The 26,386-nt window shown below is 54.4% G+C and carries 27 protein-coding genes; 7 read left to right on the forward strand and 20 right to left on the reverse strand.

Annotation, left to right across the window (positions count from 1 at the left end; translation table 11 throughout):
- The first annotated feature begins 78 nt into the window (after positions 1-78).
- The 5 genes from J8E65_RS06225 to J8E65_RS06245 are packed head-to-tail and all read left to right on the forward strand — an operon-like array spanning position 79 to position 3,888.
- Positions 79-1,320, forward strand: coding sequence for an ABC transporter permease (locus J8E65_RS06225; RefSeq protein WP_210374775.1), 1,242 nt, complete (start codon positions 79-81; stop codon positions 1,318-1,320).
- Positions 1,321-1,330: 10 nt separating this feature from the next.
- Positions 1,331-1,591: a MoaD/ThiS family protein gene (locus J8E65_RS06230; protein ID WP_210374776.1), complete on the forward strand. Its 261-nt coding sequence runs from the start codon at positions 1,331-1,333 to the stop codon at positions 1,589-1,591.
- An 8-nt stretch (positions 1,592-1,599) separates the two neighbouring features.
- Positions 1,600-2,619 (forward strand): SMP-30/gluconolactonase/LRE family protein, encoded by a 1,020-nt coding sequence (locus tag J8E65_RS06235; RefSeq protein ID WP_210374777.1) that lies wholly within the window; start codon positions 1,600-1,602, stop codon positions 2,617-2,619.
- Positions 2,620-3,072 (forward strand): molybdenum cofactor biosynthesis protein MoaE, encoded by a 453-nt coding sequence (locus J8E65_RS06240; RefSeq protein ID WP_210374778.1) that lies wholly within the window; start codon positions 2,620-2,622, stop codon positions 3,070-3,072.
- Between the two features lie 9 nt (positions 3,073-3,081).
- On the forward strand, positions 3,082-3,888 hold the full coding sequence (locus tag J8E65_RS06245; protein ID WP_210374779.1) for a nitrilase-related carbon-nitrogen hydrolase: 807 nt from the start codon (positions 3,082-3,084) through the stop codon (positions 3,886-3,888).
- Here the strand turns inward: J8E65_RS06245 and J8E65_RS06250 are convergent.
- Together J8E65_RS06250 and J8E65_RS06255 are read right to left on the reverse strand one after the other, a co-directional pair.
- Positions 3,873-4,853, reverse strand: coding sequence for a phosphoribosylaminoimidazolesuccinocarboxamide synthase (locus J8E65_RS06250; RefSeq protein ID WP_210374780.1), 981 nt, complete (start codon positions 4,851-4,853; stop codon positions 3,873-3,875). The genes J8E65_RS06245 and J8E65_RS06250 overlap by 16 nt on opposite strands.
- Positions 4,850-5,896: a LacI family DNA-binding transcriptional regulator gene (locus tag J8E65_RS06255; RefSeq protein ID WP_210374781.1), complete on the reverse strand. Its 1,047-nt coding sequence runs from the start codon at positions 5,894-5,896 to the stop codon at positions 4,850-4,852. Before J8E65_RS06255 ends, J8E65_RS06250 begins: the two co-directional genes overlap by 4 nt.
- A gap of 182 nt (positions 5,897-6,078) precedes the next feature.
- Between J8E65_RS06255 and J8E65_RS06260 the strand changes: the two genes are divergently transcribed.
- Entirely contained in the window at positions 6,079-7,032 is a 954-nt protein-coding gene (locus J8E65_RS06260; RefSeq protein ID WP_210374782.1) for a tyrosine-type recombinase/integrase, read from the forward strand.
- Between the two features lies 1 nt (position 7,033).
- Here the strand turns inward: J8E65_RS06260 and J8E65_RS06265 are convergent, their stop codons facing one another.
- The gene (locus J8E65_RS06265; protein WP_210374783.1) at positions 7,034-7,279 is read right to left on the reverse strand and encodes a hypothetical protein; all 246 of its coding nucleotides are present in this window, start codon (positions 7,277-7,279) and stop codon (positions 7,034-7,036) included.
- 118 nt (positions 7,280-7,397) lie between these two features.
- Between J8E65_RS06265 and miaA the strand changes: the two genes are divergently transcribed.
- Entirely contained in the window at positions 7,398-8,321 is a 924-nt protein-coding gene (gene miaA / locus J8E65_RS06270; RefSeq protein WP_210374784.1) for a tRNA (adenosine(37)-N6)-dimethylallyltransferase MiaA, read from the forward strand.
- Here miaA and J8E65_RS06275 read toward each other — a convergent pair.
- The 17 genes from J8E65_RS06275 to J8E65_RS06355 all read right to left on the reverse strand — a co-directional run bounded on the left by J8E65_RS06275 (position 8,318) and on the right by J8E65_RS06355 (position 26,380).
- Entirely contained in the window at positions 8,318-8,689 is a 372-nt protein-coding gene (locus J8E65_RS06275; protein ID WP_237181707.1) for an ATP-binding protein, read from the reverse strand. The two genes, miaA and J8E65_RS06275, sit on opposite strands and share 4 nt — an antisense overlap.
- 10 nt (positions 8,690-8,699) lie before the next feature.
- Positions 8,700-10,019 (reverse strand): glycosyltransferase family 4 protein, encoded by a 1,320-nt coding sequence (locus J8E65_RS06280; protein WP_210374786.1) that lies wholly within the window; start codon positions 10,017-10,019, stop codon positions 8,700-8,702.
- Positions 10,020-10,021: 2 nt separating this feature from the next.
- Positions 10,022-11,092, reverse strand: coding sequence for a M24 family metallopeptidase (locus J8E65_RS06285; RefSeq protein WP_210374787.1), 1,071 nt, complete (start codon positions 11,090-11,092; stop codon positions 10,022-10,024).
- Positions 11,092-12,609, reverse strand: coding sequence for an IMP dehydrogenase (gene guaB / locus J8E65_RS06290; protein ID WP_210374788.1), 1,518 nt, complete (start codon positions 12,607-12,609; stop codon positions 11,092-11,094). The genes J8E65_RS06285 and guaB overlap by 1 nt, the downstream gene beginning before the upstream one ends.
- Positions 12,587-13,384 (reverse strand): pseudouridine synthase, encoded by a 798-nt coding sequence (locus J8E65_RS06295; RefSeq protein WP_210374789.1) that lies wholly within the window; start codon positions 13,382-13,384, stop codon positions 12,587-12,589. Before J8E65_RS06295 ends, guaB begins: the two co-directional genes overlap by 23 nt.
- A gap of 41 nt (positions 13,385-13,425) precedes the next feature.
- A complete protein-coding gene (gene scpB / locus J8E65_RS06300; protein ID WP_210374790.1) occupies positions 13,426-14,052 on the reverse strand; it encodes an SMC-Scp complex subunit ScpB in 627 nt (208 codons plus the stop codon).
- Entirely contained in the window at positions 14,039-14,773 is a 735-nt protein-coding gene (locus tag J8E65_RS06305; protein ID WP_210374791.1) for a segregation and condensation protein A, read from the reverse strand. The genes scpB and J8E65_RS06305 overlap by 14 nt, the downstream gene beginning before the upstream one ends.
- Before the next feature lie 12 nt (positions 14,774-14,785).
- Positions 14,786-15,715, reverse strand: coding sequence for an NAD-dependent epimerase/dehydratase family protein (locus tag J8E65_RS06310; protein ID WP_210374792.1), 930 nt, complete (start codon positions 15,713-15,715; stop codon positions 14,786-14,788).
- Positions 15,716-15,764: 49 nt separating this feature from the next.
- Complete coding sequence (locus tag J8E65_RS06315; RefSeq protein ID WP_210374793.1) at positions 15,765-17,021, reverse strand: M16 family metallopeptidase; 1,257 nt, start codon at positions 17,019-17,021, stop codon at positions 15,765-15,767.
- Between the two features lie 74 nt (positions 17,022-17,095).
- Complete coding sequence (gene pnp, locus J8E65_RS06320) at positions 17,096-19,399, reverse strand: polyribonucleotide nucleotidyltransferase (RefSeq protein WP_210374954.1); 2,304 nt, start codon at positions 19,397-19,399, stop codon at positions 17,096-17,098.
- A 73-nt stretch (positions 19,400-19,472) separates the two neighbouring features.
- Positions 19,473-19,739, reverse strand: coding sequence for a 30S ribosomal protein S15 (gene rpsO / locus J8E65_RS06325; RefSeq protein WP_210374794.1), 267 nt, complete (start codon positions 19,737-19,739; stop codon positions 19,473-19,475).
- A 69-nt stretch (positions 19,740-19,808) separates the two neighbouring features.
- Entirely contained in the window at positions 19,809-20,762 is a 954-nt protein-coding gene (locus tag J8E65_RS06330) for a bifunctional riboflavin kinase/FAD synthetase (RefSeq protein ID WP_210374795.1), read from the reverse strand.
- 8 nt (positions 20,763-20,770) lie between these two features.
- Entirely contained in the window at positions 20,771-21,505 is a 735-nt protein-coding gene (truB, locus tag J8E65_RS06335) for a tRNA pseudouridine(55) synthase TruB (protein ID WP_210374796.1), read from the reverse strand.
- 4 nt (positions 21,506-21,509) lie between these two features.
- A complete protein-coding gene (rbfA, locus tag J8E65_RS06340; protein WP_210374797.1) occupies positions 21,510-21,887 on the reverse strand; it encodes a 30S ribosome-binding factor RbfA in 378 nt (125 codons plus the stop codon).
- Positions 21,884-24,574, reverse strand: coding sequence for a translation initiation factor IF-2 (gene infB, locus J8E65_RS06345; protein ID WP_210374798.1), 2,691 nt, complete (start codon positions 24,572-24,574; stop codon positions 21,884-21,886). The genes rbfA and infB overlap by 4 nt, the downstream gene beginning before the upstream one ends.
- A gap of 27 nt (positions 24,575-24,601) precedes the next feature.
- On the reverse strand, positions 24,602-25,867 hold the full coding sequence (gene nusA, locus J8E65_RS06350) for a transcription termination factor NusA (RefSeq protein ID WP_210374799.1): 1,266 nt from the start codon (positions 25,865-25,867) through the stop codon (positions 24,602-24,604).
- Between the two features lie 30 nt (positions 25,868-25,897).
- Positions 25,898-26,380, reverse strand: coding sequence for a ribosome maturation factor RimP (locus J8E65_RS06355; RefSeq protein ID WP_210374800.1), 483 nt, complete (start codon positions 26,378-26,380; stop codon positions 25,898-25,900).
- Positions 26,381-26,386: the final 6 nt, after the last annotated feature.

Here is a 26,386-nt window from a genome sequence, read left to right on the forward strand (position 1 = left end):
AGAGGCTTTAGGAAGTTTCCCTCAGCGTGATCCCTAGGGCTTAGCTAAGCGTTCTATCTTACCAAGCCATTGCAGGCTATGAACCGTATGCTTTCTTTTGAATTGTTTGTCGCGCTACGCTACCTCCGGGGAGCACAGGGACGGGAGGAAGGACGCCGCTTTTTACGGTTTATTACCTACGTCGCTGTAGGCGGCGTTGCTGTAGGGGTAGCGGCTTTGCTTCTAGCCTTGTCCATTGCGCATGGTTTCAGTCAGGCCATCGAAGAAAAAATCACAGGCTTTGGCGCGCACGTCCAAGTCGAAAACCTACGGGATGCTCCGCTAAGCGATGCTGCTTGGATGGCCGCAGCGCTTACTCGTCTGCCCGGTGTGGTCTCCGTTAGACCCGTAGTGCAGGAATTCGTTCTGCTACGCTCCAGCGCGCGCGCCATTGATGGGGTAGCGCTTTGGGGTAGCCCATCGTTACCGGAATATCTAGAGCGCCATCTAATTGCTGGCAGCGCAACATTTACGCCCGACGCAGCAGGTCGCTACGGACTTGTATTAGGACGCGCGTTGGCCGAACAGCTTGGCGTGCAGGTTGGTGATCTGGTAACTTTGTTTTCGCTGCGTCAGTTTTCTGGCTTACGGCCTATCCCTAGGCTACGCCAATTTTATGTAGCTGGCTTATACGAAACACTACTAACCGACTTTGACCGTCTTTATGTATTCACTTCTATAGAAGCTGCACGCCTGCTTCTGGCCTATGGCACTGATGAAGTTACCCGCTTTGACCTGACGCTTACTGACGTACGACAAGCCCGAAGCATTGCCGATGCTATCGAGACTGAATTTGGACTACCGGTTATTGCGCGCACGATCTATGAGGTTTTTCGCAACCTTTTTGCCTGGGTGCACTTGCAGGAAAGCATTATCCCTCTCGTAATCAGCATCATCGTGATTGTGGCTGCTTTTAACATGCTGGCCGTTCTACTCATGGTCATCCTAGAAAAAAGCCAAGAAATTGGCATTATGGCCAGCATGGGCGCTTCTGCCACAATGCTACAACGCCTCTTTTTATGCTTAGGAGTACTTATTGGCCTTAGCGGAACCCTCCTAGGCGAGGTGCTGGCTTTAAGCATAGCCGTTTTACAACAACATTTTGGCTTGATTCCACTTCCCGCGGAAGCCTACTACATGGCTACGGCTCCTGTAGCACCACGCGCATGGGATTTTCTAATGGTAGGGGTGCTAACGGTGCTTCTTTGCGGTTTGGCTGCGTATATTCCAGCACGAATCGCTGCCCGAATTGATCCCGTACGCGTGATTCGCTTTCGTTAACATCGGGCCTATGCAAAAAGCTTTTCTACACCTTCGCGTTTACCTTTTTAGCGTACTTAAAGAGCGCTTAGGGCAAGATATGCTAGAAATTGCACTCCCAGCACCAGCTACGGGTGGGCATTTGCTGGATTACCTGACGTCTCGATTTCCGGAAGTTGCTGCTTACCGGTCTGTCATCCGCCTTGCCGTAAATCATACGTATGTCCCTGAGTCGACCTTCTTGGCTGAAGGCGACGAAATAGCTCTCATCACTCCTGTTAGTGGAGGTTAATCGCGCCTATGGTTCGATTACTGCTTTTGGCCTTACTGGTACTCTTTAGTGCCTGCAACCAGCCGGCCAGTTCACCGACCTTACGTCGTGCAACAGCTTCCATAGAACGCATGGACGACCGGTTGGACGCGCTGCTGGATCCTCAGGTATTGGTTGAAGTCTTGGCCGAAGGGTTTCTTTGGGCAGAGGGTCCAGTCTGGGTAGCTCAAGATAGCGCGCTGCTTTTTTCCGATATTCCCCGGAATACCGTCTATCGCTGGAAAGAGCAGCACGGACTTGCGGTTTACCTTCGACCTGCCGGTTATGCTGCTGGCGACCAGCCTCCAGGACGCGAGCTTGGTGTTAATGGGCTAGCCTTAGATCCAAAAGGAACATTGGTTATGGCCGATCATGGCCTGCGGCAAATCAGCCGGCTCAACCCAGAGCAGTTCACCAAAACAGCATTGGCACATCAGTATCAAGGTCGACGTCTTAACAGTCCCAATGATCTGGTCTTCCGCCATGACGGCGTGCTGTTTTTTACGGATCCGCCTTATGGTCTGGATGGATTAGACCATTCTCCACGGAAAGAATTGCCGTTCCATGGCGTTTACCGTTTAGATCCCAATGGTACTCTAACGCTACTAATCGACTCCTTGCACTTCCCTAACGGCATTGCCTTGTCGCCAGATGAACGCACTTTGTACGTTTCGCGTTCAGATCCGGAAGCGCCACGCTGGTACGCTTACCAGCTTGATGCAGCCGGAAACGTCATAAGCGGACGCATGTTATTTGATGCGCGGCCGCTTATGAAGGAAAACCGTCCTGGACTTCCCGATGGGATGGCCATCGATGCACAGGGAAATCTTTTTGCTACCGGACCAGGGGGCATTTTAATCCTAACGCCCAACGGTGAGCATCTGGGAACGATCCGCCTAGATCGGGCTGCAGCCAACTGTGCTTTTGGAGACGACGGCCATAGCCTCTATATTACGGCTACCGATCAGCTTTTACGGATGCGCACGCGAACAAAGGGAAAAGGGTTTTAGATGGAACGGTTAACTGAAACGATTTGGATACGACTTTTAAGTGCTCCGCTCCCGGTTACTGATGCTGTGTCGTTTTTACAAACGCCTGAAGCAGGGGGATTGGCGCTGTTTTTAGGGACAACGCGGCGGTGGACCGAAGACCGGGAAACGCTTGCCCTGCACTACGAGGCCTATGAACCGATGGCTTTGGCTGAAATGGGGCGCTTGTCGGACGAAGCCTTTCGTCGTTGGCCAGTACGTCGGCTATGCCTTTGGCATCGACTAGGCGAAGTGCCTCCCGCCGAGATAAGCGTCCTTGTCGGCGTAGCTACGCCACACCGCGCAGAAGCTTTTGAGGCCTGCCGCTATCTTATTGATGCGCTAAAACGTCAAGTGCCGATTTGGAAACGTGAGACCCTCTCCAACGGCCATCAGGTTTGGGTTGAAGAGGGAATCCCAGAATCTAAGTCCTAGAAGCCTCGTATGCGCGTCGGCTTTGTGCAGTACTGCCCAGCCTTTTTGCAGATGGAAACCAATCGCCAAGTGCTTGCTGCACTTCTTGAAGGTATCGAGGCGGATTTGCTCGTGCTTCCTGAGCTGTGTCTTACTGGATACTTTTTTACTTCCTCTGAAGAGGCCCATGCCGCGGCAGAATCCATCCCCGACGGTCCTACAACCGCTTGGCTTACTACACTTAGCCAACGCACGGGGGCTATTCTGGTTGCTGGACTCCCAGAGCGCGATGGGGCGCAGTACTACAACAGTGCCGTTGTGGTAGGCCCTAGAGGTTATATCGGCCATTATCGCAAGGTGCACCTCTTCTATGAGGAAAAACTTCACTTTCAGGCAGGTAATTTGGGCTTTCCGGTCTTTACCGTAACCGACCGCAGTGGAGAGACTTATAAATTAGGGGTTATGATCTGCTTTGACTGGTACTTTCCAGAAGCTGCGCGGACGTTGGCCTTACAAGGCGCGGATGTTATTGCCCATCCTGCCAACCTGGTCCGCCCGGATTGCCCGCGAGCGATGCCCATTCGTGCGCTTGAAAACCATGTTTTTACAATTACAGCCAATCGCTATGGTAGCGAATCTAACGGCAGAGAAACCCTGAGCTTCATTGGCCAAAGCCTTATTTGTGATCCCATGGGCAGGATTTTAGCTCAGGCACCTAAGGTAGGCGACGCCGTAGAGGTGGTCGAGATTCATCCTGCCGAAGCCCGCAACCGGCGTATTACGCAGCACAACGACTTGTTTGCTGACCGGCGCCCTGAACATTACCAGCTAAGCTGAAGCCCTTCAAGTTGCTTGAGATTTTCTTCAATACGGGCTTCAGGGTCAGGATGGAGGTCGGGCACAAACGTTTCTCCTGTGAGCTCTTCGTAGAGCAAAATGTAGCGTTGTGCAATTTCAAGGCGAACCTCATCGGGAAGGTCTGGGAGCACCTGTCCTGGCTTTCCCATAAACCCTTGGGCCATCAGCCACTCCCGTACAAATTCTTTAGAAAGCTGCCGTTGCGGCAATCCTTTACGTAGCCGCTCTTCGTATTCCTCTGCATAAAAGTAGCGGGAGGAGTCTGGCGTATGCACCTCATCGATAAGCCGTAGCGTTCCTTCCTCATCCACTCCAAACTCGTACTTGGTATCCACCAGAATCAGGCCGCGGCGTGCGGCCATCTCTGTACCCCGCTGAAACAACTTCAGCGCCAATTGTTCGAGCTGGTCGAAGGTCTCTGCGTCTAACCAGCCGCGCGCCAGGATCTCCTCTCGACTGATGTCTTCGTCATGGCCTTCAGAGGCCTTGGTGGTTGGCGTTAGGATCGGCTGAGGGAGGCGTTCGTTTTGCACCAGGCCTTCCGGCAAGCGCTTGCCGCAAAGTTGCCGGAGACCACTCTGATACAAACGCCAAGCATGGCCCGCCAAATAGCCGCGTACGACAAACTCAACAGGAATAGGCCGGCACCGACGGGCTACCGTTACGTTCGGGTCAGGTACAGCGACGACGTGGTTGGGGACCACGTCGGCTGTATGTCGGAAAAAATAGGCAGCCAACTGGTTGAGCACCTGCCCCTTAAAGGGTATGGTTTGCCGTAGCACATGATCGAAGGCCGAGATCCGGTCTGTAGTGATCAGTACCAGTAGGCCATCGATGGTGTACACGTCACGCACTTTACCCCGATAGGGCGGGCCCAAGGCCTTGAGGTGGGTCTGTCGCAGCGTACGTCCAAGCTGTGCTTTGAGCAGCGCGTTGTCGATCATGTGCGTTGGCTGCAGTCGCTGGTGTAGCGGATTTTGAGTTGTGGAACAATCAAGACTTCCAGAGGGGGGTCTTGACGAATGCCTTCTACGCGTTCAACCAGCAGCCGGGCAGATTCTTTGCCGACCGTGTGCATGTTCTGCGAAACGCTTGAAAGGCCGATGTACTCGCTAATTTTAATATCGTCGTAGCCTACCAAAGCTACGTCTTCGCCTACACGCAAACCGGCTTCACGCAGGGCTTTCCAAGCGCCGAGCGCTTGCACATCACTGCTGGCAAAGACGGCAGTAACACGGGGCGTAATGGCCAGTAACTCCTGCATAGCCTCGTAGCCTGCTTCTTCACTAAAGCCCGCGTGTTTTTCGGTCTTACCTGCACGAACCAGTTCTGGTTCATAGGGAATACCAGCTGCTTCAAGGGCCTCACGGTAGCCTGCAATGCGATCAAGCTGCAGGCTCCCTTCGGTATGCGAACGAATCATGCCAATCCGGCGATGACCACAGGCAATAAGGTGCTGCACCGCAATTCGGGCACCGGTGCGGTCGTCCCAGTAAAAACAATCAAAGTCGGTATGATGATAGCCTACCATGACCACAGGGGCATGCAAGGCGCGCAGCTCTAGCGTAAGCTTTTCATCGGCAGGTAGGCCGATCAGCAGCAAACCGTCGACAGCGCCGCGCCGCAGGAAGTTCAATAATTTCTGTTGTGGGTGTTTAGAGCCCAGGTCGCTGAGCAGCAGATCTGCATCGACGTTTTCTAAGGCAGTACGGACGCCTTTCAGGATTTCGTTATGAAAGGGCGTGGTAAATGAGGTAACCGCAACGGCCAACACGCGGGTTTTCTTTTGCGCCAGCGTACGGGCCGTTCGGTCTGGGCGAAACTGCAGCTTCTCGATGGCACGCAGCACGCGCTGGCGCGTTTCGTCAGACACATCGCTGGAGTTGTTGAGTACGCGTGAGACGGTTGAGATTGCCACGCCGGCTTCGCGAGCCACGTCGTAGATAGTGACTTTGTCTTTTTTCTCTCGTCGAATGCGCTGGGCCATAGCCGAAGCCTCCGATTGCCGTAAACGGTTGCTAAGGTGATTCCCTAGATAGGCAATAAAAGTTCCCCAAAGTAGGGCTTAAGAAGTGTAAAAGATTTGGGGCATTTTTTTGTGAAAGATTGCTTTTATGTTTGATAAGTATTATTATCAAACATAAAAAATAACCTACCTAACCTGTACACATGACCCGATCGCTTGAACCCTTACCAGCGCCACTACCCCAAACACCTTCCGGCAACGTGAATCTATTGGCGCTCTACCTAGAGCGTTTCGATCGCCCACATACGCGACGTGCTTATCGAAACGACCTGGTCGATTTCTTTGGTACGCCTCAGATCACGCTTGAGCTAGCCGCACGCACCACGTTCGTAGAGGTTAACCGCTACTTACAAGCCCTCGAGGCCCAAGGCCATAAGCCGGCCACGCTGCACCGACGGCTGGCCGCCTTACGGGGCTTTTTCGACTGGCTGGTCGCTCTGGGCGCCTTATCGCACAATCCCGCACACCGCCAGCTGGTACGCCGCCTGCGGCCGATTCATACAACCAGTCGCAGTGTCCTTTACCTGACAACTGACGAAGCTGCACGGCTCCTGGAAGCAGCTAGCCTAGATCCCCAAACCGGACTGCGTGATTATGCACTCATCCTAACATTGATCTTTTGCACGTTGCGTCGCAGCGAAGCCGCTGCTATGGATGTAGAGCATCTGCGACGCTTAGGCGCTTACTGGGTACTAGAGTTGCCGCAAACCAAAGGTGGTGCACACCAGTTCGTCAAAGTGCCTGATGCCGTTATTGACGCCATTGAAACCATGAAAAGCCACTACGGCATTACGCAAGGACCGCTGTGGCGTAGTCTAAGCCGCCGTAACTATGGTCAACGTCTAACACCACATTCTATTTATCGCATCGTTGCACAAGCAGCCCTGCAGGCTGGCCTGCCACGTATTGGCGCCCACACGCTACGGCACACAGGATGCACGTTAGCGCTAGAAGCTGGGGCTTCACTAGAACAGGTGCAGGCCCATGCCCGCCACCGGCATATTGCCACAACGTTGCGCTATATCCATCAACGGGACCGACTGGCTTCAAGTGCTGCTGATTTTATCCGGATTGAATTGCCCACCCATAGACCATAGGCTAGGGTTGCCGTCGTGCCAAAATATGCGGCGGTGTTGGGTCTAAAGAACGGGGTCGCGGTCCACGATCTCCCTGAAAACGTGGTGAAGGCGGTACAGGCCGCCGCCACGGATCTCCTCCCGAGGGCGGATCTTGCGACGAGCCAGAATCATTATTGTTTTTCCAGAAAAAACGCCACAGCAGTGTGCCCAAGACCATCGGCATTAGGGCCAGAAAAATCCCTATGGCCTGATATACCCATTCCATGGCATCCCACCAGCCAGTCCCATGCAATCGCTTCCAAACGTCTATGCTTTTTAAGTAATTATAAAAAATATGCACCGGAATGCAAGTCAATTCCAAAGAAAAAAATCCCCTAAGGACTATGCCTGTGGTGCACGAGCTGGTTCAAACCCTTGCCTGTTGGCAGGCAGAACATGCAGCGGAAGGCACGTTTTTGATTCTGGCGGGACCCACCGCCGTGGGTAAAACCGCCCTTAGCTTGGCGTTGGCTGAAACGCTTGGGGCCGAAATTATCTCTGCCGACAGCCGGCAGGTTTACCGCCAGCTGAACATCGGCACAGCCAAGCCAGACCCAGAGGCACTAGCCCGCGTGCCACACCACTTTATTAACGAGCGCGATTTAGGCGAGCCGTTTTCTGCAGGGCACTTTGCCTTTGAAGCTTGGGCCCGCATGGCTGCAATCCTTGAACGGGGACGCATTCCCTTGGTTGTAGGGGGCTCAACCCTGTATCTTGAAGCCTTACAGTTTGGATTGGCTGAAATTCCCGATATAGACCCATCCGTACGTCAGTGGCTTCAAGAGCGGCTTGCCCGGGAAGGGCCTGAACGGCTTTATCGTGAGCTGGTTCAGGTCGATCCACAAGCAGCGCAGCGGCTGGATCCCTCCAAAACGCAGCGGGTGCTACGGGCCTTAGAAGTGTACCACGGCACAGGCCGTCCTATTACAGCCTATTATCAAAACCACCGACGCCCGCCGTACGCTTTTCGGACAATTGTGCTCTACCGCGAACGATCTGTGCTTTACGAGCGCATTAACCGTCGGGTGGATGCCATGCTTGAAGCTGGCCTGGTCCAAGAAGTGGAGTCCCTGCTTCAGGCTGGGTATGATCCCACGCTAGAAGCGCTACGCACGATTGGCTATGCGGAAGTGATACCCTATCTCAAAGGAGTCTATCCATATGCAACCATGCGTGCGCTGATTCAGCGCAATACGCGACGTTATGCTAAGCGCCAGCTTGCTTGGTTTCGGCGTTTTTCGTTTGAGTGGATCTTGCTTGAAGATTAGCCCGTGCGCCAAAATCGCATGCGCACGCGCCGACCGCTGGCTTCATAGATAACTTGATCTGCCAACTTTTCCATTAGAAAAAGGCCCCGCCCTCCGGGTTGAAGAAGCATTTCTTTATCCTCTGGATTATAGGAGGGTACGCGCGATCGGTCAAACCCATCCCCTTCGTCTTCTACGCAAAGTTCAAGCACATGAGGATCTAAAGCATCTAGTACAATATGAACTTGCTTTGTGGGATCCATACGGTTCCCGTGACGCATTGCATTGGTGATAGCTTCGCTGGCTGCCAGTACCAAGCGGTTCACCAAAGCGGCGTCGTTTGTCCATCGATAGGCGGCCTGCTCTAGCGTTTCCAGTATGCAGGCCATTGCCTTTAAATCACTCGGAATGTGCCACTGAAGCTGCATGGCGCGTTGCGTTGCGCTGGCATACCATTGTCAATACCTCAGCCAGTTGGCCAGCCAGCAGACGCCGATCGTAGCGGCGAACCACTTCGGCTTTGCCTTGAGGCAGGCGTTGGGTCTTCCAGTCAGCATAGATGCGCGCGAGTGCCTGCGCAATTGCCGACACGTCGTGTGGGGAGGTTAGGTAGGCCGCCCCGTAGGCTTCAAGAACTGTTCGCGCCTCGCCCTCTGGTACCAAAGCTAAAATGGGTTTTCGGGTACCGATATACTCAAACAGTTTGCTAGTCGAAATGCTGGCAGCCCCGGGCTGCTCCCCTACCGTCATCCAAAGCACATCGGCTGTTTTGAGGGCTGCGATGGTTTCTGGGTGCGAACGGTATCCTTCTAGCCGTACAACGTCACCTAAGCCGAGCTGCGTAATGCACTGCGGCACATGGGGAGGAAACAGACCAACAAAAATGGCTTCAACATGCCTGCGCGCTTCGGGCTGATGGTGTAGCCATTGGGCTAGTCCCCGAAGAAAGTCGTCCGGCTGCTGTGCATCGTAAAAGACCCCCGCATAGAGCAGCCGTAAGCGCTCCTTGCTGTTGGATGAGGAGGCGGGGTGGTTTTCAAAATCTTCCGGGTCAAAGCCATGTGGAATAACAATAGGCGTACGTTTACCTCTGGGAAGCCGTGCGCCAAGCTGCTGGGCAAGGGTTGCATTGATGGTGATAACGCAGCTAGCTCGGTGCAGGACGTAGCGTTCCAGCTTAGCGTGAAGTCGTCGATGCCAGCCCGTAGGGAAGAACTGGCGTGGATTGCCTAGCCAGTCGTCTCGGTAGTCCACCACAAGCGGTAGATGGCTTTTCTGTTGTAAACGTGCCCCAATGAGCAAGGCTGTAGGCGGAGGGCTAGAAGCAAAAATAGCGTCAAACGGACGCATCCGAAGGAGCTTCTCACCAGCTCGTAGCGCTGGCAGGAGCCAGCCAATTTTGTTGTCGGGTACAAACAGCCAACCACTCAAGCGCATCCAATAGCGGCGTAGCACCTCGGAGGGCATCTCGAGCCGTGTAGGACGTCGGGCAAGCAAGCGTAGCGGATCTAGCGAAGAGGTACGCACGATTTCTACACCGGCCGTTTCGACCTCGTGTAGCAGCGCCTCATCGTAGGCAAAGTATTTCCCAGGCCAAACTGTTAAAACCGTAGGCTGCCAACCGTAGTGCGGTAGGTATTTGACAAATTTGGCAACGCGCTGCACGCCGCTAAGCCCCATAGGTGGAAAATAGTAGGCAATGACAAGCACCCGAGGCATGGTTACAGCACATAGAGGGTTTTAGGAACATGTGTGAGGTTCAGGTAGCCTTCTGGTGTAAGCACGATAAGATCCTCAAGGCGCACGCCAAAACGTTCTGGAAGATAAACGCCAGGCTCGATTGTAATTACGACACCAGAAGGGAGTGCGGCTTCATTTTGTGCAGCAATGCGCGGCCATTCGTGTACCTCTAGGCCTACGCCGTGCCCAAGGCTATGCGTAAAATACTTCTCCAAGCCAGCGGCTTTAAGCGCAGCCCGGGCAGCTTGGTCTAGTTCAGCCGCCGAAATGCCTGCACGAGCCTTCGCTAACGCAGCTTCTTGGGCCGCAGCAACGCACTGGTAGACGTGCGCAACCTCATCTTGCACAGGACCTAAAACGACCGTACGCGTCATGTCGGAGGCATAGCCATCGACATAGCAGCCAAAGTCCAGCACAACAACATCTCCTCGGCGTAAGCGTCGCTTTGTTGGCCGGGCATGCGGAAGAGCACTGTTGGGTCCAGAGGCAACAATAGGCTCGAAAGCCATGCGTTCAGCACCACGGCGCAAGTGCCGATAGACGATCTCCGCGGCCAGCTCTTGCTCCGAAATGCCAGGGGTGATGAGTGCGAGTACTTCCTCAAATACAGTTTCTGAGATTGCTTGGGCTTGTCGGATGGCTTTTAGTGCTGCAGCATCTTTAACGGCCTTGAGTTCATTAAGCCATCCAGAGCGTGGGATCCAGGCCACATGCGGTAGTTTCTCTTGGAAGCTTTGCAGTGCGGCAAAGCTTAGATGGTCGGCTTGAAAAATCACCCGGTGCACGTTGTCAAACAGCCCAGTGGCTGTAGCATGCCCGATCAGATCGGGGCCTGAGATGTGGCAATGTGCCCCTTGGACCTCAGCATGGGCTTGGGTTGCGTAGCGACCATCAGTAAGAAAATGAGCATCTTGAAGACGTACAAGGAGCATTCCATTAGAACCAGTAAATCCGCATGCCCAGCGGATATCAGGCAGGTGGGAAAGAAGCACAGCGTCTCCCCCTTCAAAGGCCAGACGGGCTTGTAGCGAGGCGATGCGAGCGTGGTACATCAATAGGTACGTAACGTGTAGTTTGGCGCCTCTTTAGTAATGTAGATGTCGTGGGGGTGGCTTTCGCGAATTCCTGCAGGCGTGATGCGCACAAAACGTGCTTTTTCGTAGAGCTCGTCAATAGTAGCGCATCCACAGTAGCCCATAGCCGCACGCAATCCACCGATCATTTGATAGACCACTTCGCTCAGGCGGCCGCTATAAGGCACACGGCCTTCAATGCCTTCAGGCACGAGCTTAGCTAGTTCATCTTCAGCATCTTGGAAGTACCGATCTTTGCTGCCTGCAGCCATGGCTCCCAGCGAGCCCATCCCCCGATAGCTTTTGTACTTACGTCCTTCATAGATGATTGTCTCGCCTGGACTTTCTTCAACAGCGGCAAACAAACTGCCAATCATTACGCTGGAAGCTCCTGCAGCCAAGGCTTTAGGAATGTCGCCTGTGTGTTTGATCCCGCCGTCGGCAATCACGGGAACCCCACGCGCGCGTGCTTCGGCAGCGCAAAGCAGGATCGCTGTAAGTTGCGGTACGCCTACACCAGTCACAACCCGTGTAGTACAAATAGACCCGGGGCCAATGCCTACCTTTACCGCATCAGCACCTGCTGCAATCAGGTCCCGCGTGCCCTCAGCAGTAGCGACATTTCCAGCGATAACGTCCAAGTTCTCAAAGTGCGATTTGATAAGTTCAACTGTGCGCAAGACACCCTCTGAGTGGCCATGGGCGGTATCTACGGTGACAAAGTCTACGCCCGCTTCTACCAGTGCAGCTACGCGATCCAATACATCGGAAGTCACCCCGACAGCAGCACCTACGCGCAGCCGTCCGTGCGCATCCTTACAAGCATTGGGATACTGGCGCTTTTTTTCAATATCCTTGAATGTGATGAGTCCTTTTAGGCGTCCTTGGGCGTCAACAACAGGCAGTTTTTCGATCTTGTTGGCTTCTAAAATGCGCTCAGCTTCTTCAAGCGTGGTACCTACAGGGGCGGTAATGAGTCCTTGGGAGGTCATCACTTCGCGCAATGGGCGCTGGCTATCGACCTGAAAACGCAGGTCGCGATTGGTCACAATGCCGACCAGGTGACCATTGTCGTCTACAATAGGAATACCGCCGATGGCGTAACGGGCCATCAGGCGTCGTGCATCGGCGACGGTGTGCTCTGGGTGCAGCGTGATCGGGTCCATGATCATGCCGCTTTCCGAGCGTTTGACGCGTCGGACTTCTGCCGCTTGGCGCTCAATGGTCATGTTTTTGTGGAGTACGCCCACGCCGCCCTCACGGGCAATGGCAATAGCCATTTCTGACTCGGTAACCGTATCCATAGCTGCCGAGACCAGCGGAATGTTGAGCCGGATGTTGCGGGTGAGCCAAGTCGTGGTCGAAACTTCTCGGGGCATTACCGCGGAGCGGCGGGGTACCAAAAGCACATCATCGTAGGTTAAGCCCTCTCCGATGAATTTCCAGGCAATATGCTCAGGGTATGCCTCAGAACTAATGTGTGTCTGCGGTTCCATGGTTGGGTAGCGGTTTGAAGACTTTTGGGGGGACAAGGCCTACCATGCGGTATAATCGGCGTACTTCGTCAGCACTAAGGCGGCGCCATTTACCTGGACGTACACCTTGTGTGGTGAGCCCGGCATAGTGCGTACGCTTTAAGTGCACCACCTCATGGCCTAAGGCTTCTAGCATGCGCCGCACTTGTCGGTTGCGGCCTTCATAGAGCATTAGAGCAATTTCGTGGGGATCAGCTGGGTTAACGGAAACGCGCTCTGCGCGTGCTAAACCATCTTCAAGCAGCACGCCTTTGCGAAGTAAAGTTACTTCGTGTGGTGTAACAGGTCTGGCTGTTCGGGCTACGTAAATTTTTTCGATGCGATAGCGAGGATGCATCAGGCGATATGCCAACTCACCATCGTTGGTCAGTAGCAGGACACCAGTGGTGTTTCGGTCCAGTCGCCCTACAGGGAATAGTCCCTGCTTTTGCTCTGGAGGTAACGTGAGGCAATCAAGGACAGTTTTGCGGCCCCGCTCGTCGTGGCAGGTGGTAATAGTGTCGTGGGGCTTATGGAGCAAAATGTATAGCGCTTCTGTCTGAGGTACTACGCGCCTTCCATTGACTTCAACGACATCGTTAGGTCCAATGCGGGCGCCTAAAGAGGCAACTTTCCCATTGACACGCACTTGGCCGCTGGCAATGAGTACGTCTGCAGCACGCCGGGAGGAGCATACACCGGCACGTGCCAAATAGCGGTTGAGCCGAATGAAGCCAGAAGGCGGCTGCGGTGTCATGGCGCATATGGATGGATTTGCCGCAATAAACGACTGGCATCTTAGAGAGTGCCCGAGTGTTCACCATCTAGGCTGTCTAAAAGTGCGCGGAGTTGTTCTTGGCGTATTTGTGGATCCGCGCTTAAAGCTTCAATGCTGGGCAAAGGAGGTAGTTGTTGCAGACTAGGCAGGCCGAAGTGCTCCAGAAAGCGCTGGGTGGTGCCATAAAGTAAGGGTCTACCGATGGTATCACTTCGGCCTACTACTTGGATCAGTTCTAGCTCTTGGAGTCGATTCAGGGCGTGCTCTGCATCTACGCCTCGCAGATGGTCGATTTCGGGTTTTGTGATGGGTTGGCGATAAGCAATGATGGCTAGGGTTTCTAGGAGAGGTTGGGTAAGTTTGACTTTTTCTGGTTTTTTGTAAAGTTGCAATAACGGAGTTATTGACGGAATGGTAGCCAACCGATAACCTCCAGCCCACGTGTAAATGCGAAACACCCGCCCCGTTGCCTCATAAGTCGCATTGAGCGCGGCAATGGCCGCTTCAACGTCTGCTTCCGTTATCGATACATCAAAAGCCTCTCTCCAGAGAGCAACAAGTTGAGAAGCGGAAAGCGGTTCATCGGCTACAAACAGCACCGCTTCTACCGCTTGCATGAGTGCCTGATTTTCCTCATGAAAGGACATCTTCCCTCACCGATTTGACTGTAAAGTCCTCTACGTGCTCTCCCATTTCAATGCGGAGTTTGCCTAAACGCGCTAGCTCCAGCACAGCCAAAAACGTAGCAATCACCCATCCTCGAGGATGCCCTTTAGCCAACTCCCAAAAGGACCACCGATCGGCTTCACGCAAACGCGCCATTAGGTAACGCTGCTGCAGCTCTACGCTGTAAACCTCACGCCGCACCGCATGCATCGGTACGATGGTGCGGCGCGCCAATAAGGCCTTAACGGCTTCTAATAAAGCCGTAACAGAGACGGGTGCCAGTGGCACTGGCGATAAGCTCATGAGTTCAGTAGGTGCAGCCGCTTGCCCACGCGTATAGTGGCGTGCCCGCTCCTCAGCATAAGTCGCAAGCCGTTCAGCAGCAGCTTTGTATTGCAAATAACGCAGCAGGCGATCGACCAATTCCTGCCTTGGATCCTCCTGTACATCAGGAGAGGCTGCTTCCTCAGGCACTGGGCGAGGCAACAGCCAGCGGGCTTTGATTTCAAGCAGTACGGCAGCCATGTACAAAAAATCACTCACCCCGTCCAAGTCCAGCTCTTCCATAAGCCGCACGTACGCCAAAAATTCATCTGCAATCTGGGCTATGGGAATATCAAATAAATCCAGCTCATCCCGCCGGATGAAATACAGCAAGAGGTCCAGTGGCCCTTCAAACGCAGCAAGGCGGACGCGAAACATTCTCCAATAACCCTAGACAGCCACGCGTGCCTGAAACCACGCTACAGTGCGCTGCAGCCCTTCGCGCAAAGATACCTGAGGACGCCATCCCAAAACCGCTTGTGCGCGTGCGTAGCCCAGCACGCTTCGCTGCTGTTCCCCAGGCTTTGCCTCACCATGCACCTCTGGTACAGCAGGATCAATAAGGTCTCGAATCAGACGGAAAAGTTCATTGATGCTGGTTTCAATACCGGTACCGATATTAAACACTCCCGAACCCTCATAAGCCAAGGCAGCCAAATTGGCTGCAACCACATCGCCTACATACACAAAATCCCGCGTTTGCTCTCCAGAACCGTTAATGACGGGCTGCCGCCCCTCCAGCATACGCTGCGTAAAGATGGCTACCACGCCGGCCTCACCATGCGGGTTCTGCCGCGGTCCATACACATTTGCATAGCGCAGCGCCACATAAGAAACGCCGTACTGCTGCTCATAAAAGTAAAGGTATTTCTCTGAAGCAAGCTTGGTAATACCGTAAGGTGAAAGCGGCCGTACGGGATGATCTTCGTCTTGGGGTACGTAATCTGGTTCGCCGTAGATCGCTCCCCCTGTCGAGGCAAAAATGACCTTACGCAGGCCGTTTTGACGCCCAGCCTCCATCAGGTTGAGTAAACCCATGATGTTCACATCGGCATCAAACTTAGGATCAGCAACCGATCGCCGCACGTCCATCTGAGCTGCATGATGCACCAAAACCGTATAGCGCTCCTGAGCAAATAAGGTAAAAACTGCAGCATCGCGCACGTCCAAGCGATGCAAGACAGCTCCCTCTGGGACGTTTTCTTCCCTCCCTGAAGAAAGGTTGTCTAAAATGTGCACAATATGGCCTTGTTTTAAAAGTGCTTCCGCGACATGGGAGCCAATAAAACCAGCTCCCCCAGTGACTAAAATTTTTTCCATTGCAATAACGGATTAAGTGACAAGTTGTGATTAAAAAACGTACCACGGCCTACTTAGGCAACAACACTACCCGCGAAAACAACGGCGCAGCAAAAAGTGCCTTTGCCACTTCCTGCACCAACGCCGCGTTTACCGCATCTACCTCGGCCAAAGCCTCATCTAAACTATAATAGCGCCCAAAATACAGCTCTTGCCGCCCTAGACGCATCATCCGGTTACTCATGTTCTCCTGCCCTAACATCAGCGACCCCTTGACCTGATTCTTCGCCTGCGTCAGCACACGCTGTCCTACAGGCTCTCGCACCAGACGATCCAACTCCCGCTCAACCAACGCTACCACCCGCTCTACGCGACCAGGATCTGTGGCCATATACACACCCCAGTCTCCCGTGTCAGAGTGCAAGTTGACAAACGAATAAATGTTGTAGCAATACCCGTATCGCTCCCGGATGTTTTGGTTGAGCCGGCTGGACATACCCCCACCCAGCAACGTGTTAAGTACCATTAAGGCAGCCCGCCAGGGGTGATGCATATCATAGCCGCGACCACCCAGCACAACATGTGCCTGCTGCACCGCACGCTGCTCTAGGCGCTTTGCAGGTTGATACGCCGGTACTGGAAGGCGCACGCGCTGATCACCTGCCGGAAGCGCCACATCCCGCAACAAGCGCGCCGCCAACGTCACCACCCGTTCATGAACGACATTTCCTGCTGCTGCAAGCACCATCCGAAATGGCGTGTACTGACGCATCATAAAATCCACCAGCATCGCCCGATTAAAGGCCCGCACCGTCTCAGCCCGCCCCACAATTGGCCGCCCTAGCGGATGCTCCCCATAGATGACCGCTTCAAAAAGGTCGAAGATATACTCGTCAGGCGTATCTTCGTACATTTTCATCTCTTCCAAAATCACTTCTTTTTCCTTCTCAATCTCGCGATCTGGGAAGCGCGGACGAAACACCAGGTCGATCAGGGTATCCAATGCCCGTGCCAGATGCTCATCAAGCACGCGTACGTAATAACAAGTGTGCTCTTTCGTCGTAAAGGCATTTAGATAGCCCCCTACATACTCGATGCGTTGTGCAATCTGATGCGTGCGACGACGCTCGGTCCCTTTAAAGACCATGTGCTCAATAAAATGCGAAATGCCCGCCTCTTCGTCACGCTCATCTCGACTCCCTACATCAATCCAGAGCCCCACGGCTACCGACCGAACCGAAGGAATCGTCTCCGTCACAATACGTAGACCGCAAGGCAATTCGGTTTTTTGGAATGCAGTCGCTACGGGAAAAGGATGCATGCGCATAGCTCGAACCTCCAAACATAAAAAAGGCGAGAGCATTGCCCCCGCCCCACCAAACAACTTCTTGCAACACGTCTTTAGCGCCGGTGACCTCCACGACCCCGACCTGGGCCACGGCCGTGCACACCGCCGCTGCGCCCGCCACCACGGGTCGCTCCACCTGAGGCAGGTTCCTTACGTGCTGCCGCAGCAGTTTTTTCCGGCTCTCCATTTTTGGCTTCAGCCGTTGCCTCCGGTGGAGGCAAAAACGCCTTTCGACTCAGGCGCAGCTTACCATCGTCGCGGATTTCGATGAGTTTGACGCGGACCTTGTCCCCCACTTTCAGATAGTCGTGCACATCCTTCACATAGCCGTAATCCAACTCAGAAATGTGCAGCAGCCCCTCCTTACCAGGCATGATCTCTACAATAGCCCCAAAGCTTTGAATGCTCCGCACAATGCCTTCATATTCGGCGCCCACTTCAGGCACAGCTACAATCTGCTTGATGCGCTCAATGGCGCGCTGCGCATTTTCCTGATTGGTGGCTGCAATGGTAACCACGCCCACGCCATCGCGCTCTTCGATCTCGATAGTTGTATTCGTCTCCCGCTGGATCCCTTGCACCACGCGTCCACCAGGGCCGATAACCGCACCAATAAACCCCGCGTCGATGGTGATCTGCGTTAACCGTGGCGCATACGGAGACAAATCCGGCCGTGGGGCTTCAATGGTCTGTTCCATCAGGTCCAAAATGTAGAGTCGCCCACGCCGGGCTTGCTCCAGGGCCTGCTGGAGAATTTCGCGCGTTAGGCCGCTGATTTTGATGTCCATCTGGCAAGCGGTAATGCCATCGCGCGTGCCCGCCACCTTAAAGTCCATATCGCCCAGGTGATCCTCCGTGCCCAGGATATCGGTCAGCACAGCCACCTGGTCCCCTTCTTTGATGAGCCCCATCGCCACGCCAGCCACATGCTTCTTAACCGGCACACCAGCGTCCATGAGCGCTAGTGAACCAGCACATACACTGGCCATCGACGAGGAGCCGTTCGATTCAAGCACATCGGCACTGATGCGGATCGTATATGGGAAGCTCGCTTCGTCAGGCAAAACAGCAGCAAGTGCGCGCTCGGCCAGATAGCCATGACCTACTTCACGCCGGCCTGGACCTCGCAGGGGGCGAACCTCCCCTGTGCAGAATGGAGGAAATTCGTAGTGCAAAAAGAATCGCTTATCGCCCGTGACAAAGATTTGATCAATAAGCTGCACGTCTTTTGACGTACCCAGCGTAACCGAAGCCAGTACTTGCGTCTCTCCCCGCGTAAAGATCGCCGAGCCATGCACGCGTGGCAAGTAGCCCACCTCCATCCAAATTGGCCGAATCTCTTCCAGACCGCGCCCATCGATACGTCGGCCTTCGCGCAGGATCAGCTGTCGCATCACCTCACGCGTAACCTGAACAACCGCCTTGCGAATCTGATCGGCGGTCCACCCCTCTGGCGTAGCCTCAGCCAGTACAGGTTGCCCTTCGGCATCAACCGTACCTAAAAGCGCCGTGAGCGTTTCTTCACCAATGCGCTCGAGGCCTTCATAAAACTCTTGTTTTTCGTAGGGAGCGCGCAGGTGTGCTTCCAACCGAGGTGCCGCTAGCTCCCGAACGCGTTCTAGGAGCGCCTCTGGCAGTACAACAGGCGTGTAGGCAAACGGCTCCACGTGGCCGTAGGCCTCCACGAAAGCACGCTGCCCCTGGCAAAGCTTACGAATGGCCTCGTGCGCTACTTCAAGAGCTTCGAGCACATCCGCCTCGCTAACCTCTTTCAGCTCCCCCTCGACCATCACGATAGCGTCTTCCTTCCCAGCCACCACCAAGTTCATGTCGCTTTGCTCGAGCTCCTTGAGCGTTGGGTTGACCACAAATTGGCCGTCAATGCGCCCAACCCGCACCTCGGCAATGGGTCCATCAAACGGTGCACCCGCCAGCAGCAGTGCCGCCGAAGCACCAGTACCCGCCAGCACGTCGGCATCGTAACGGTCATCAGCCGAAATCACGTAGCAAATGATCTGCACCTCATGCAAAAAGCCTTCAGGGAAAAGCGGACGGATGGCTCGGTCGATTAAGCGAGAGGAGAGAATCTCCTTGTCAGAAGGTCGCCCTTCACGCTTAATAAACCCTCCAGGGATCTTCCCTCCAGCAGCAAATTTCTCGCGATATTCTACAGTGAGCGGGAAAAAATCCACCCCTGGCCGCGGCTCCGAAGCCAACACCGCGGTACACAGCACCATGGTGTCGCCTTGGCGCACCACCACGGCCCCATTAGCCTGCTTCGCTAACCGGCCGGTCTCCAAGCGCAACGTTTTACCCGGCGCAAACTCAATCTCATGAAAGGTTGCCTGCATCATCATCTCCATTCCGTTTTCGGGGCATCGTCGGCCCATAAGCATGGCGGCATCCCCTAGGGGATGCCGCCACGTAGTGCTATTTGCGAATGCCCAATTCCTCGACGATTGCACGGTAGCGTGCAATGTCCTCTCGCATCAAATAATCAAGCAAACGACGCCGCTTACCTACCAGCTTGAGCAATCCGCGACGCGTAGAAAAATCCTTTGGATGGCGCTGCAAATGCTCCGTAAGGGCATTGATGCGATGCGTAAAAAGTGCAATTTGCACTTCTGCTCGGCCTGTGTCGTTTTCGTGCGTACCGTACTTGCGAATCAGCTCGCGTTTGTGTTCTGAACTAATCATGTGGTGGTCCCCTCTTTAGATTATACCATGCTAAAGAAGCAGACCTACATCCCTAAAAAAACCACGCCTTCAGAGACGCAGATCTCCAGGTGAGGTCTGAAGCACTTCAATACAACGCTGCCGATCCTGGAAAAGTTGCGCGCGCAAGGCCTCTATGGAGGCAAAGCGCTGCTCATCGCGCAGCCGAGCAATAAAATCAATACGCAAGAGCTTCCCGTAAAGATCGCCTTCAAACTCCAAGATATGAACTTCAAGCATGCGACGATCGCCCTCAAAAGTAGGACGCATACCGATATTCATCATGCCATATAACCAAGAAGGCCTCTCAGAAAGCCAAACGCGCACGGCATAGACGCCATTGCGTGGTATAATCTTACGGGGATGGGCAACGTGCAGGTTAGCCGTCGGGAACCCCAACAACCGCCCTCGACCATCCCCATGTACCACTATGGCCTGCAAGCTATAGGGCCGCCCTAACAGAAGCGCCGCCTGTTCAACTGCTCCATCACGTAGCAAAAGCTGACGAATCAGGGTAGACGACACAGTACGGTCACCCACGACCTGAGGTGGAATCACATCCACCGCAAAACCGTAACGTGGCCCAAGGGTCTCCAGCAGTGCTACATTCCCTTCACGGTTACGGCCAAACGTATGGTCATAGCCAACGCAAATGGCTTGCAATCCAATGTGCTCAACGAGCACTTGGGCGACAAAATCTTCTGCCGACATGGCCGCTAGCGCTGGCGTAAACGGGAGCACGATAAAGCGATCGATCCCAAGCGCTTCAAGCAACGCTACGCGCTCTTCGATTGTAGTCAGTAGCGGCACTGGCTCCCCACGCAACACTTCCCGAGGGTGTGGATCAAAGCTAAGCACAGTGCTTTTCCCTCCTCGTTGCTGCGCCTGCGCACGCACGTAGCCCAAAACAGCTTGATGGCCGCGATGCACGCCATCGAACGTCCCCACCGTCACTACGGAGTGGGGATCTCGCACAACTTGCTCCAGTCCGCGTTCAAACTTCATGGTCACGCTCAAACAGAAAGGCTCCGCTGCCGCCACGCTGCCTCAAAGGCCGAAAGCGGCCAAGCTTCTTCTACACGGTAAGGGCCAGAACGCAAACGCCGCAGGGACACAAGGTGGGCACCGCATCCCAAGGCCTGTCCAAAGTCGTGCACCAAACTGCGAATATAGGTACCCTTACTACAATGCACCTGAAAGGTCACATCAGCACCGGCGCGCGCAAGCAAGGTGAACGCGTAAATATGCACCTGTCGTACGGGGGGTTCAGCGACCTGCCCTGCCCGCACCTGCGCATGCAGTCGTTTCCCTTTCACCTTGACCGCCGAATAAGCGGGCACTTGCTGCAAGATCGTCCCTATGAATTGTTGCCGCGCTTGCTCTAAGTCTGCCTCGGTTAGATGTGCCCATGGGCGACGCTCCACCACTTCGGTTTCTGCATCGTAAGAAGGCGTTATTTCTCCCAGCCGCATCACTCCTTCGTAAAGCTTATCTTGCGCCATAAAATAGGTCATCCAGCGCGTAGCCTTACCTATAAGGCAAATCAAAAGTCCTGTAGCCAGTGGATCCAACGTGCCTGCATGGCCAACTTTACGCACGCCTAAAAGCCGCCGCAGGTGGTGCACTACGTCAAAGGAAGTCCATCGTTGCGGCTTATCGATGAGCAGCACAGCAGCCTCTAGGTCTTCGGGGAGATGGGGATAACGATAAACCCGCTCCTCGAGCATTTCCGGAGTTAACGTGCGCATAGGCTCAAGAGGCCGATCCCTCGCGGCGCGCGCGTTCTTCTTGGATGCGGCTTAGCAGTTCCTCGACGCGTTGTGCCCGTTCGATGGTCTCGTCCAAAACAAACCGCAACTCTGGCATAAAACGCATTTGATGCCGAATGCGGCGCGCCAATGCAGCGCGTATCTGGGGTGTAAGTTCTTCTAAGCGTCGGAAAGCCATCCGACGCTGCTCCGGCGCTCCATAAATGCTTACGTAAACTCGGGCTATCGACAAATCCCGTGTGGGATCAACGCCCGTAACCGTGATCATAGGTGGCAGCTGATCACCAAACTCTCGTTGCAGCACGTCAGCCAGTTCACGTTGCAATAGGCTCGCCACGCGCTGCACCCGCAGACTGCTCATTGGGTTTCCAGTTTGCGCCGTTGCTCAACGACTTCAAAGGCCTCGATTTGATCGCCTACCTTGAGATCATTGAAGTTTTCAATCCCAACACCGCACTCGTAGCCACTCTGGACTTCACGCACATCCTCTTTAAAGCGTTTGAGCGAAGCAATGGCCCCTTCATAGATCACCACACCATCGCGAATGAGCCGTATGCGATCGCTACGCCGCAAGCGACCTTCGACGACGCGGCATCCAGCCACAGTACCTACTTTGGGAATCTTGAAGACCTCGCGTACTTCGGCTAGTCCGACCACACGCTCGGTGCGCTCCGGCGAAAGCAGTCCTTCCAGCGCATCGCGCACCTCTTCGATGGCCTGGTAGATGATGGAGTAGAGCCGAATGTCCACCTGTTCACGCTCGGCTAGCTGACGAGCGCTGCTTGTCGGCCGCACCTGAAAACCGATGATAATGGCTTCTGAGGCTGCAGCCAACATCACATCGCTTTCGGTAATCGGACCCACCCCGCTGTGGACAATCTGCACAGCCACTTCATCGGTCGAAAGCTTCAACAAGGCATCGCTCAGCGCCTCGACCGACCCAGCTACATCGGCCTTGATAATGAGCTTAAGCTCCTTCACCTGCGAGCCCATGGCCATCCGGCGACTGATTTCATCAAGCGAAACGCGCTGCAGCTTGCGCAGCTGCTGCTCACGCCGGATTTGCTGACGCTTGAGTGCAATCGCCCGGGCCTCTTTTTCGTCTGGCAGAACCACAAACTGGTCGCCGACTTCGGGGAGCTCATCAAAACCCAGCACAAGCACTGGAATGGAAGGCCCAGCCGCCTCTACGCGCCGGCCACGCTCATCAAACATAGCACGCACACGCCCGCTAACCGTACCAGCAACAAATGGATCACCTACGCGCAACGTACCATTTTGCACCAGCACGGTCGCCACGTTGCCCCGACCTTTCTCTAAACGACTTTCGATAATGGTGCCCACAGCTGGACGATTGGGGTTCGCCTTCAGCTCACGCAGTTCAGCTTCAAGCAACACCTTTTCAAGCAGGTCATCAATACCTTGACCTGTCTTGGCAGATACCAGCGCACACTGGGCTTGCCCACCATACTGCTCTACCAACACGCCGTGTTCTGCAAGCTGCTGCATCACACGCGCGGGATTGGCTTCCGGCTTGTCAATTTTGTTAATGGCTACAACAATCGGTACACCGGCTGCCTTCGCATGGTTAATGGCCTCTACGGTCTGGGGCATTACAGCGTCATCCGCTGCAACAACTAAAATGACAATATCGGTTACCTTTGCGCCACGGGCCCGCATGGCTGTAAACGCCTCGTGGCCTGGGGTGTCAAGAAACGTGATATGCCGCCCATCGGCTAGCTCCACATGATACGCCCCAATGTGCTGCGTAATGCCTCCAGCCTCACCAGCCACGACGTTCGTTTTTCGGATGTAGTCCAGAAGCGATGTTTTACCGTGGTCGACATGCCCCATGACGGTCACAATGGGCGCCCGCGGCTTCAAATCTTCAGGTCTGTCTTCTGGCAGTTCAATTTCTAATTCGTTGTAGTCTGTGATAAACTCAACCTCATAGCCGAACTCATCCGCGACAAACTGAATGGTATCTGCATCAAGGCGTTGGTTGATCGATACAATCATACCTGCGCTAAAAAGCGTTGAGATCACTTCACTCACCTCAACGCCCATGAGCTCGGCCAGCTCACCTGTCGAAATGAACTCGGTTACGCGCAGCTTACGGGCTTGCTGTGCTTCCTGCAGGGCTTCACGCTCGCGCTCTTGGGCATGGCGCTCCCGCCGCTCCCGTCGCCGCCGCTGACGCACGCGGCTGACGCCATGTTCTAGCTCTCGAAGCGTCTCATGCAACGCCTGTTCAATCTCTTCTTCATCAATGCGACGAATACGCTTGCGCTTGCGTTTACGCTTGGTTGCCTTAGACTCCTCTTCCTCTAAAGCAATCTTTTTGATCTCTTCCGTAGGTACTGGCTTCGCTTTACGTTTACGCTTACGCTTGACACTATAGGTATCTTCCTCTTCGAGTTGCGAAAGGTCAATTTTGCCAATCACTTTGGCACCTTGCAGCTTATAACGGCTCGCAGAGATAACCTCTGGTTCCTCTTCCTCCTCCTGGATTTCTTCTTGGGTTTCTTCTTCCTGGATTTCCTCTACTATAGGTTCAGACGTCTCTTCGATATCTTCTTCCAAGGCTTCTTCTATGGGTTCCTCTTCTTCCTCCACTTCAGCTTCAGCAAAAGCTTCAGAAGATACTTCCGATACAGCTTCCGCTTCGACAGTCTGCTCCTCAGGGGCTTCAGCTAGAGGTGCTGCTTCCAACTCAGGTGCTTCCAGAGGTACACTGGGCACTTGCCCTGGTTCTTCTTCAGCCTCCAGTTCCTCGATGGCAGCTTCTGTTTCTGGACGGCTTCGGGGCGATTCAGCCCGTGCAGCACGCAGCTCTTTTAGGCGCTCGGCAGCCTTACGATCTTGCTTAAAAGCCTCCAGTAGGGCCTCATAGGCAGCCTCATCTTCAATAACTGCGTTGGCACCATGGCCCACCAAGGCATGTGCGTAGCCCAGGGCCTTGAGCTGTTGTTCGATCGTCTCGATCGTAACGTTTAGCTCACGGGCTACTTTAAATAAGCGTACTTTTTTAAATGAGCTTTGCGACATAGCGCGCGTTGCGTCCTCGCAGCAGCGTTATTCTTCTAGTTCTTCTTCTTCGTCTTCAAACTCGGCCCGAATGACAGCCATGACGTGTCGGGCTGTGGCTTCATCTAAGCCTGAACGGCGCATGAGCTCCTCTACCGAGAGATCGAGTACAGCCCGGGCTGTGTCGCAGCCAATTTCACGCAGACGAGCAATGGTAGATTCATCTAGCTCGTCTGCAAACTCTTCGATTTCAATATCTTCCTCATCAGGTAGAATTTCACGGTAAACATCAAGCTCATAGCCAGTAAGGCGCGAGGCTAGCCGAATGTTGATTCCTCCACGCCCAATAGCCTGGCTTACCTCTTCAGCCCGCACGACTACTTTAGCCCGTGGTGGCCGAGCGTCGTTGTTGAGCACTACCGAAAGCGGTCGCGCCGGAGCAAGCGCCCGTTTGATGAGCTCATGAGGGTCATCAGACCACTCAATGACGTCGATGTTTTCGTTTGAGAGCTCTCGCACAATGGCATGAATGCGGTTACCCCGTAAGCCAACGCAGGCGCCTACCGGGTCTACCCGTTCGTCGTGGCTAACTACGGCCACCTTAGCCCGCTCGCCAGGCTCCCGTACGATCTTTTTGATCTCAACGATGCCTTCCTCAATTTCAGGCACCTCCAGCTCAAACAATCGCTCCAGGAAAACGGGATCCGCCCGGCTGATAATTATCTGTGGTGTACCCCCACTATCCCGACGCACCTCCTTTACTACCCCCCGCAGCGTTTCTCCCTTACGGTAACGGTCGCGCGGGATCTGTTCCTCACGAGGCAAAATCAGCTCAGTGCGGTTGTGCAACACCAGTACTTCCCGTCGGCGGATCTGGTAAACTTCGCCGACCACAATTTCCCCAATCAGCTCGGTATACTCCCGAAAGATATTCTCTTTTTCTAAATCCCGAATGCGCTGACTGAAAGTCTGGCGGGCAGTCATAACGGCCCGGCGGCCGAACTCAGAGATGTCGAGCTCGCTAGCCACCTCATCGCCCACCTCAAAGTCAGGATCAATCTTTCGCGCCTCGCTGAGCTCAATTTGCGTAACCGGGTCCTCCAGCTCCCAGTCTGGCACTACAGTGCGAATGTGCAGAATTTGGATATCTCCGTGGTCGGGATTAAAAATGATCTCAAAGGCTTCGTCGGAACCATACCGTTTCCGGATCATGGTTCGGAAGACATCCTCGACGATTAGCTGGAGCGTATCCCGGTCAATGCCCTTCGAATGGGCAATCTCAGCAAAAGAAGAAACCAGCTCAGTGTTCTGCATAGTCTCCCCTAGCAACGTTAGGTGCCCGCGTTACCATGGTAGGCAGACACGGGCAGTTTGAATTTCTTCGTAGCGCAGCCGTCGGTGCGTCCCGTCGGGCAGCACAAGCTCTATGCTTTCTGTATTGGCTGCATGTAGGGTCCCCCGCAACCGCTGGGCTTGCCCCTCCTCCTGCGTTGGAGCCAGCTGCACCTCTAACTGACGCCCAACATGCTTAGGATACTGCCTAGGCAACACCAGCGGTCGCTCAACCCCTGGCGACGATACGTTGAGCAAGTAGCGCCCTGGAATGAGGTCGTCACTATCGAGTACAAACGCTATTTCTCGGCTCAGCTGCTCCAGGTCACGCACCGAAGGTCCTCGGTCGCCGTCAATAAAAATCTCGACAACGTGTGCGCCGCTTCGACCGCGCACAACGACGTCGATGAGAAAGAACGAAGTTCCCTCAAGCAACGCTTCAACGCGAGCGCGGATCTGCGCGACCAGCGCCGCGGCACGTACCTCTGAAGGCATAATCCC

The sequence above is a fragment of the Rhodothermus bifroesti genome (assembly GCF_017908595.1).
Lineage (GTDB): Bacteria > Bacteroidota > Rhodothermia > Rhodothermales > Rhodothermaceae > Rhodothermus > Rhodothermus bifroesti.

Coding starts and splice junctions, on each gene's coding strand:
- J8E65_RS06225 (WP_210374775.1), top strand. CDS start 79: ATGAACCGTATGCTTTCTTTTGAATTGTTTGTCGCGCTACGCTACCTC.
- J8E65_RS06230 (WP_210374776.1), top strand. CDS start 1,331: ATGCAAAAAGCTTTTCTACACCTTCGCGTTTACCTTTTTAGCGTACTT.
- J8E65_RS06235 (WP_210374777.1), top strand. CDS start 1,600: ATGGTTCGATTACTGCTTTTGGCCTTACTGGTACTCTTTAGTGCCTGC.
- J8E65_RS06240 (WP_210374778.1), top strand. CDS start 2,620: ATGGAACGGTTAACTGAAACGATTTGGATACGACTTTTAAGTGCTCCG.
- J8E65_RS06245 (WP_210374779.1), top strand. CDS start 3,082: ATGCGCGTCGGCTTTGTGCAGTACTGCCCAGCCTTTTTGCAGATGGAA.
- J8E65_RS06250 (WP_210374780.1), bottom strand. CDS start 4,853: ATGATCGACAACGCGCTGCTCAAAGCACAGCTTGGACGTACGCTGCGA.
- J8E65_RS06255 (WP_210374781.1), bottom strand. CDS start 5,896: ATGGCCCAGCGCATTCGACGAGAGAAAAAAGACAAAGTCACTATCTAC.
- J8E65_RS06260 (WP_210374782.1), top strand. CDS start 6,079: ATGACCCGATCGCTTGAACCCTTACCAGCGCCACTACCCCAAACACCT.
- J8E65_RS06265 (WP_210374783.1), bottom strand. CDS start 7,279: ATGGAATGGGTATATCAGGCCATAGGGATTTTTCTGGCCCTAATGCCG.
- miaA (WP_210374784.1), top strand. CDS start 7,398: ATGCCTGTGGTGCACGAGCTGGTTCAAACCCTTGCCTGTTGGCAGGCA.
- J8E65_RS06275 (WP_237181707.1), bottom strand. CDS start 8,689: ATGGCCTGCATACTGGAAACGCTAGAGCAGGCCGCCTATCGATGGACA.
- J8E65_RS06280 (WP_210374786.1), bottom strand. CDS start 10,019: ATGCCTCGGGTGCTTGTCATTGCCTACTATTTTCCACCTATGGGGCTT.
- J8E65_RS06285 (WP_210374787.1), bottom strand. CDS start 11,092: ATGTACCACGCTCGCATCGCCTCGCTACAAGCCCGTCTGGCCTTTGAA.
- guaB (WP_210374788.1), bottom strand. CDS start 12,609: ATGGAACCGCAGACACACATTAGTTCTGAGGCATACCCTGAGCATATT.
- J8E65_RS06295 (WP_210374789.1), bottom strand. CDS start 13,384: ATGACACCGCAGCCGCCTTCTGGCTTCATTCGGCTCAACCGCTATTTG.
- scpB (WP_210374790.1), bottom strand. CDS start 14,052: ATGTCCTTTCATGAGGAAAATCAGGCACTCATGCAAGCGGTAGAAGCG.
- J8E65_RS06305 (WP_210374791.1), bottom strand. CDS start 14,773: ATGTTTCGCGTCCGCCTTGCTGCGTTTGAAGGGCCACTGGACCTCTTG.
- J8E65_RS06310 (WP_210374792.1), bottom strand. CDS start 15,715: ATGGAAAAAATTTTAGTCACTGGGGGAGCTGGTTTTATTGGCTCCCAT.
- J8E65_RS06315 (WP_210374793.1), bottom strand. CDS start 17,021: ATGCGCATGCATCCTTTTCCCGTAGCGACTGCATTCCAAAAAACCGAA.
- pnp (WP_210374954.1), bottom strand. CDS start 19,399: ATGATGATGCAGGCAACCTTTCATGAGATTGAGTTTGCGCCGGGTAAA.
- rpsO (WP_210374794.1), bottom strand. CDS start 19,739: ATGATTAGTTCAGAACACAAACGCGAGCTGATTCGCAAGTACGGTACG.
- J8E65_RS06330 (WP_210374795.1), bottom strand. CDS start 20,762: ATGAAGTTTGAACGCGGACTGGAGCAAGTTGTGCGAGATCCCCACTCC.
- truB (WP_210374796.1), bottom strand. CDS start 21,505: ATGCGCACGTTAACTCCGGAAATGCTCGAGGAGCGGGTTTATCGTTAT.
- rbfA (WP_210374797.1), bottom strand. CDS start 21,887: ATGAGCAGTCTGCGGGTGCAGCGCGTGGCGAGCCTATTGCAACGTGAA.
- infB (WP_210374798.1), bottom strand. CDS start 24,574: ATGTCGCAAAGCTCATTTAAAAAAGTACGCTTATTTAAAGTAGCCCGT.
- nusA (WP_210374799.1), bottom strand. CDS start 25,867: ATGCAGAACACTGAGCTGGTTTCTTCTTTTGCTGAGATTGCCCATTCG.
- J8E65_RS06355 (WP_210374800.1), bottom strand. CDS start 26,380: ATGCCTTCAGAGGTACGTGCCGCGGCGCTGGTCGCGCAGATCCGCGCT.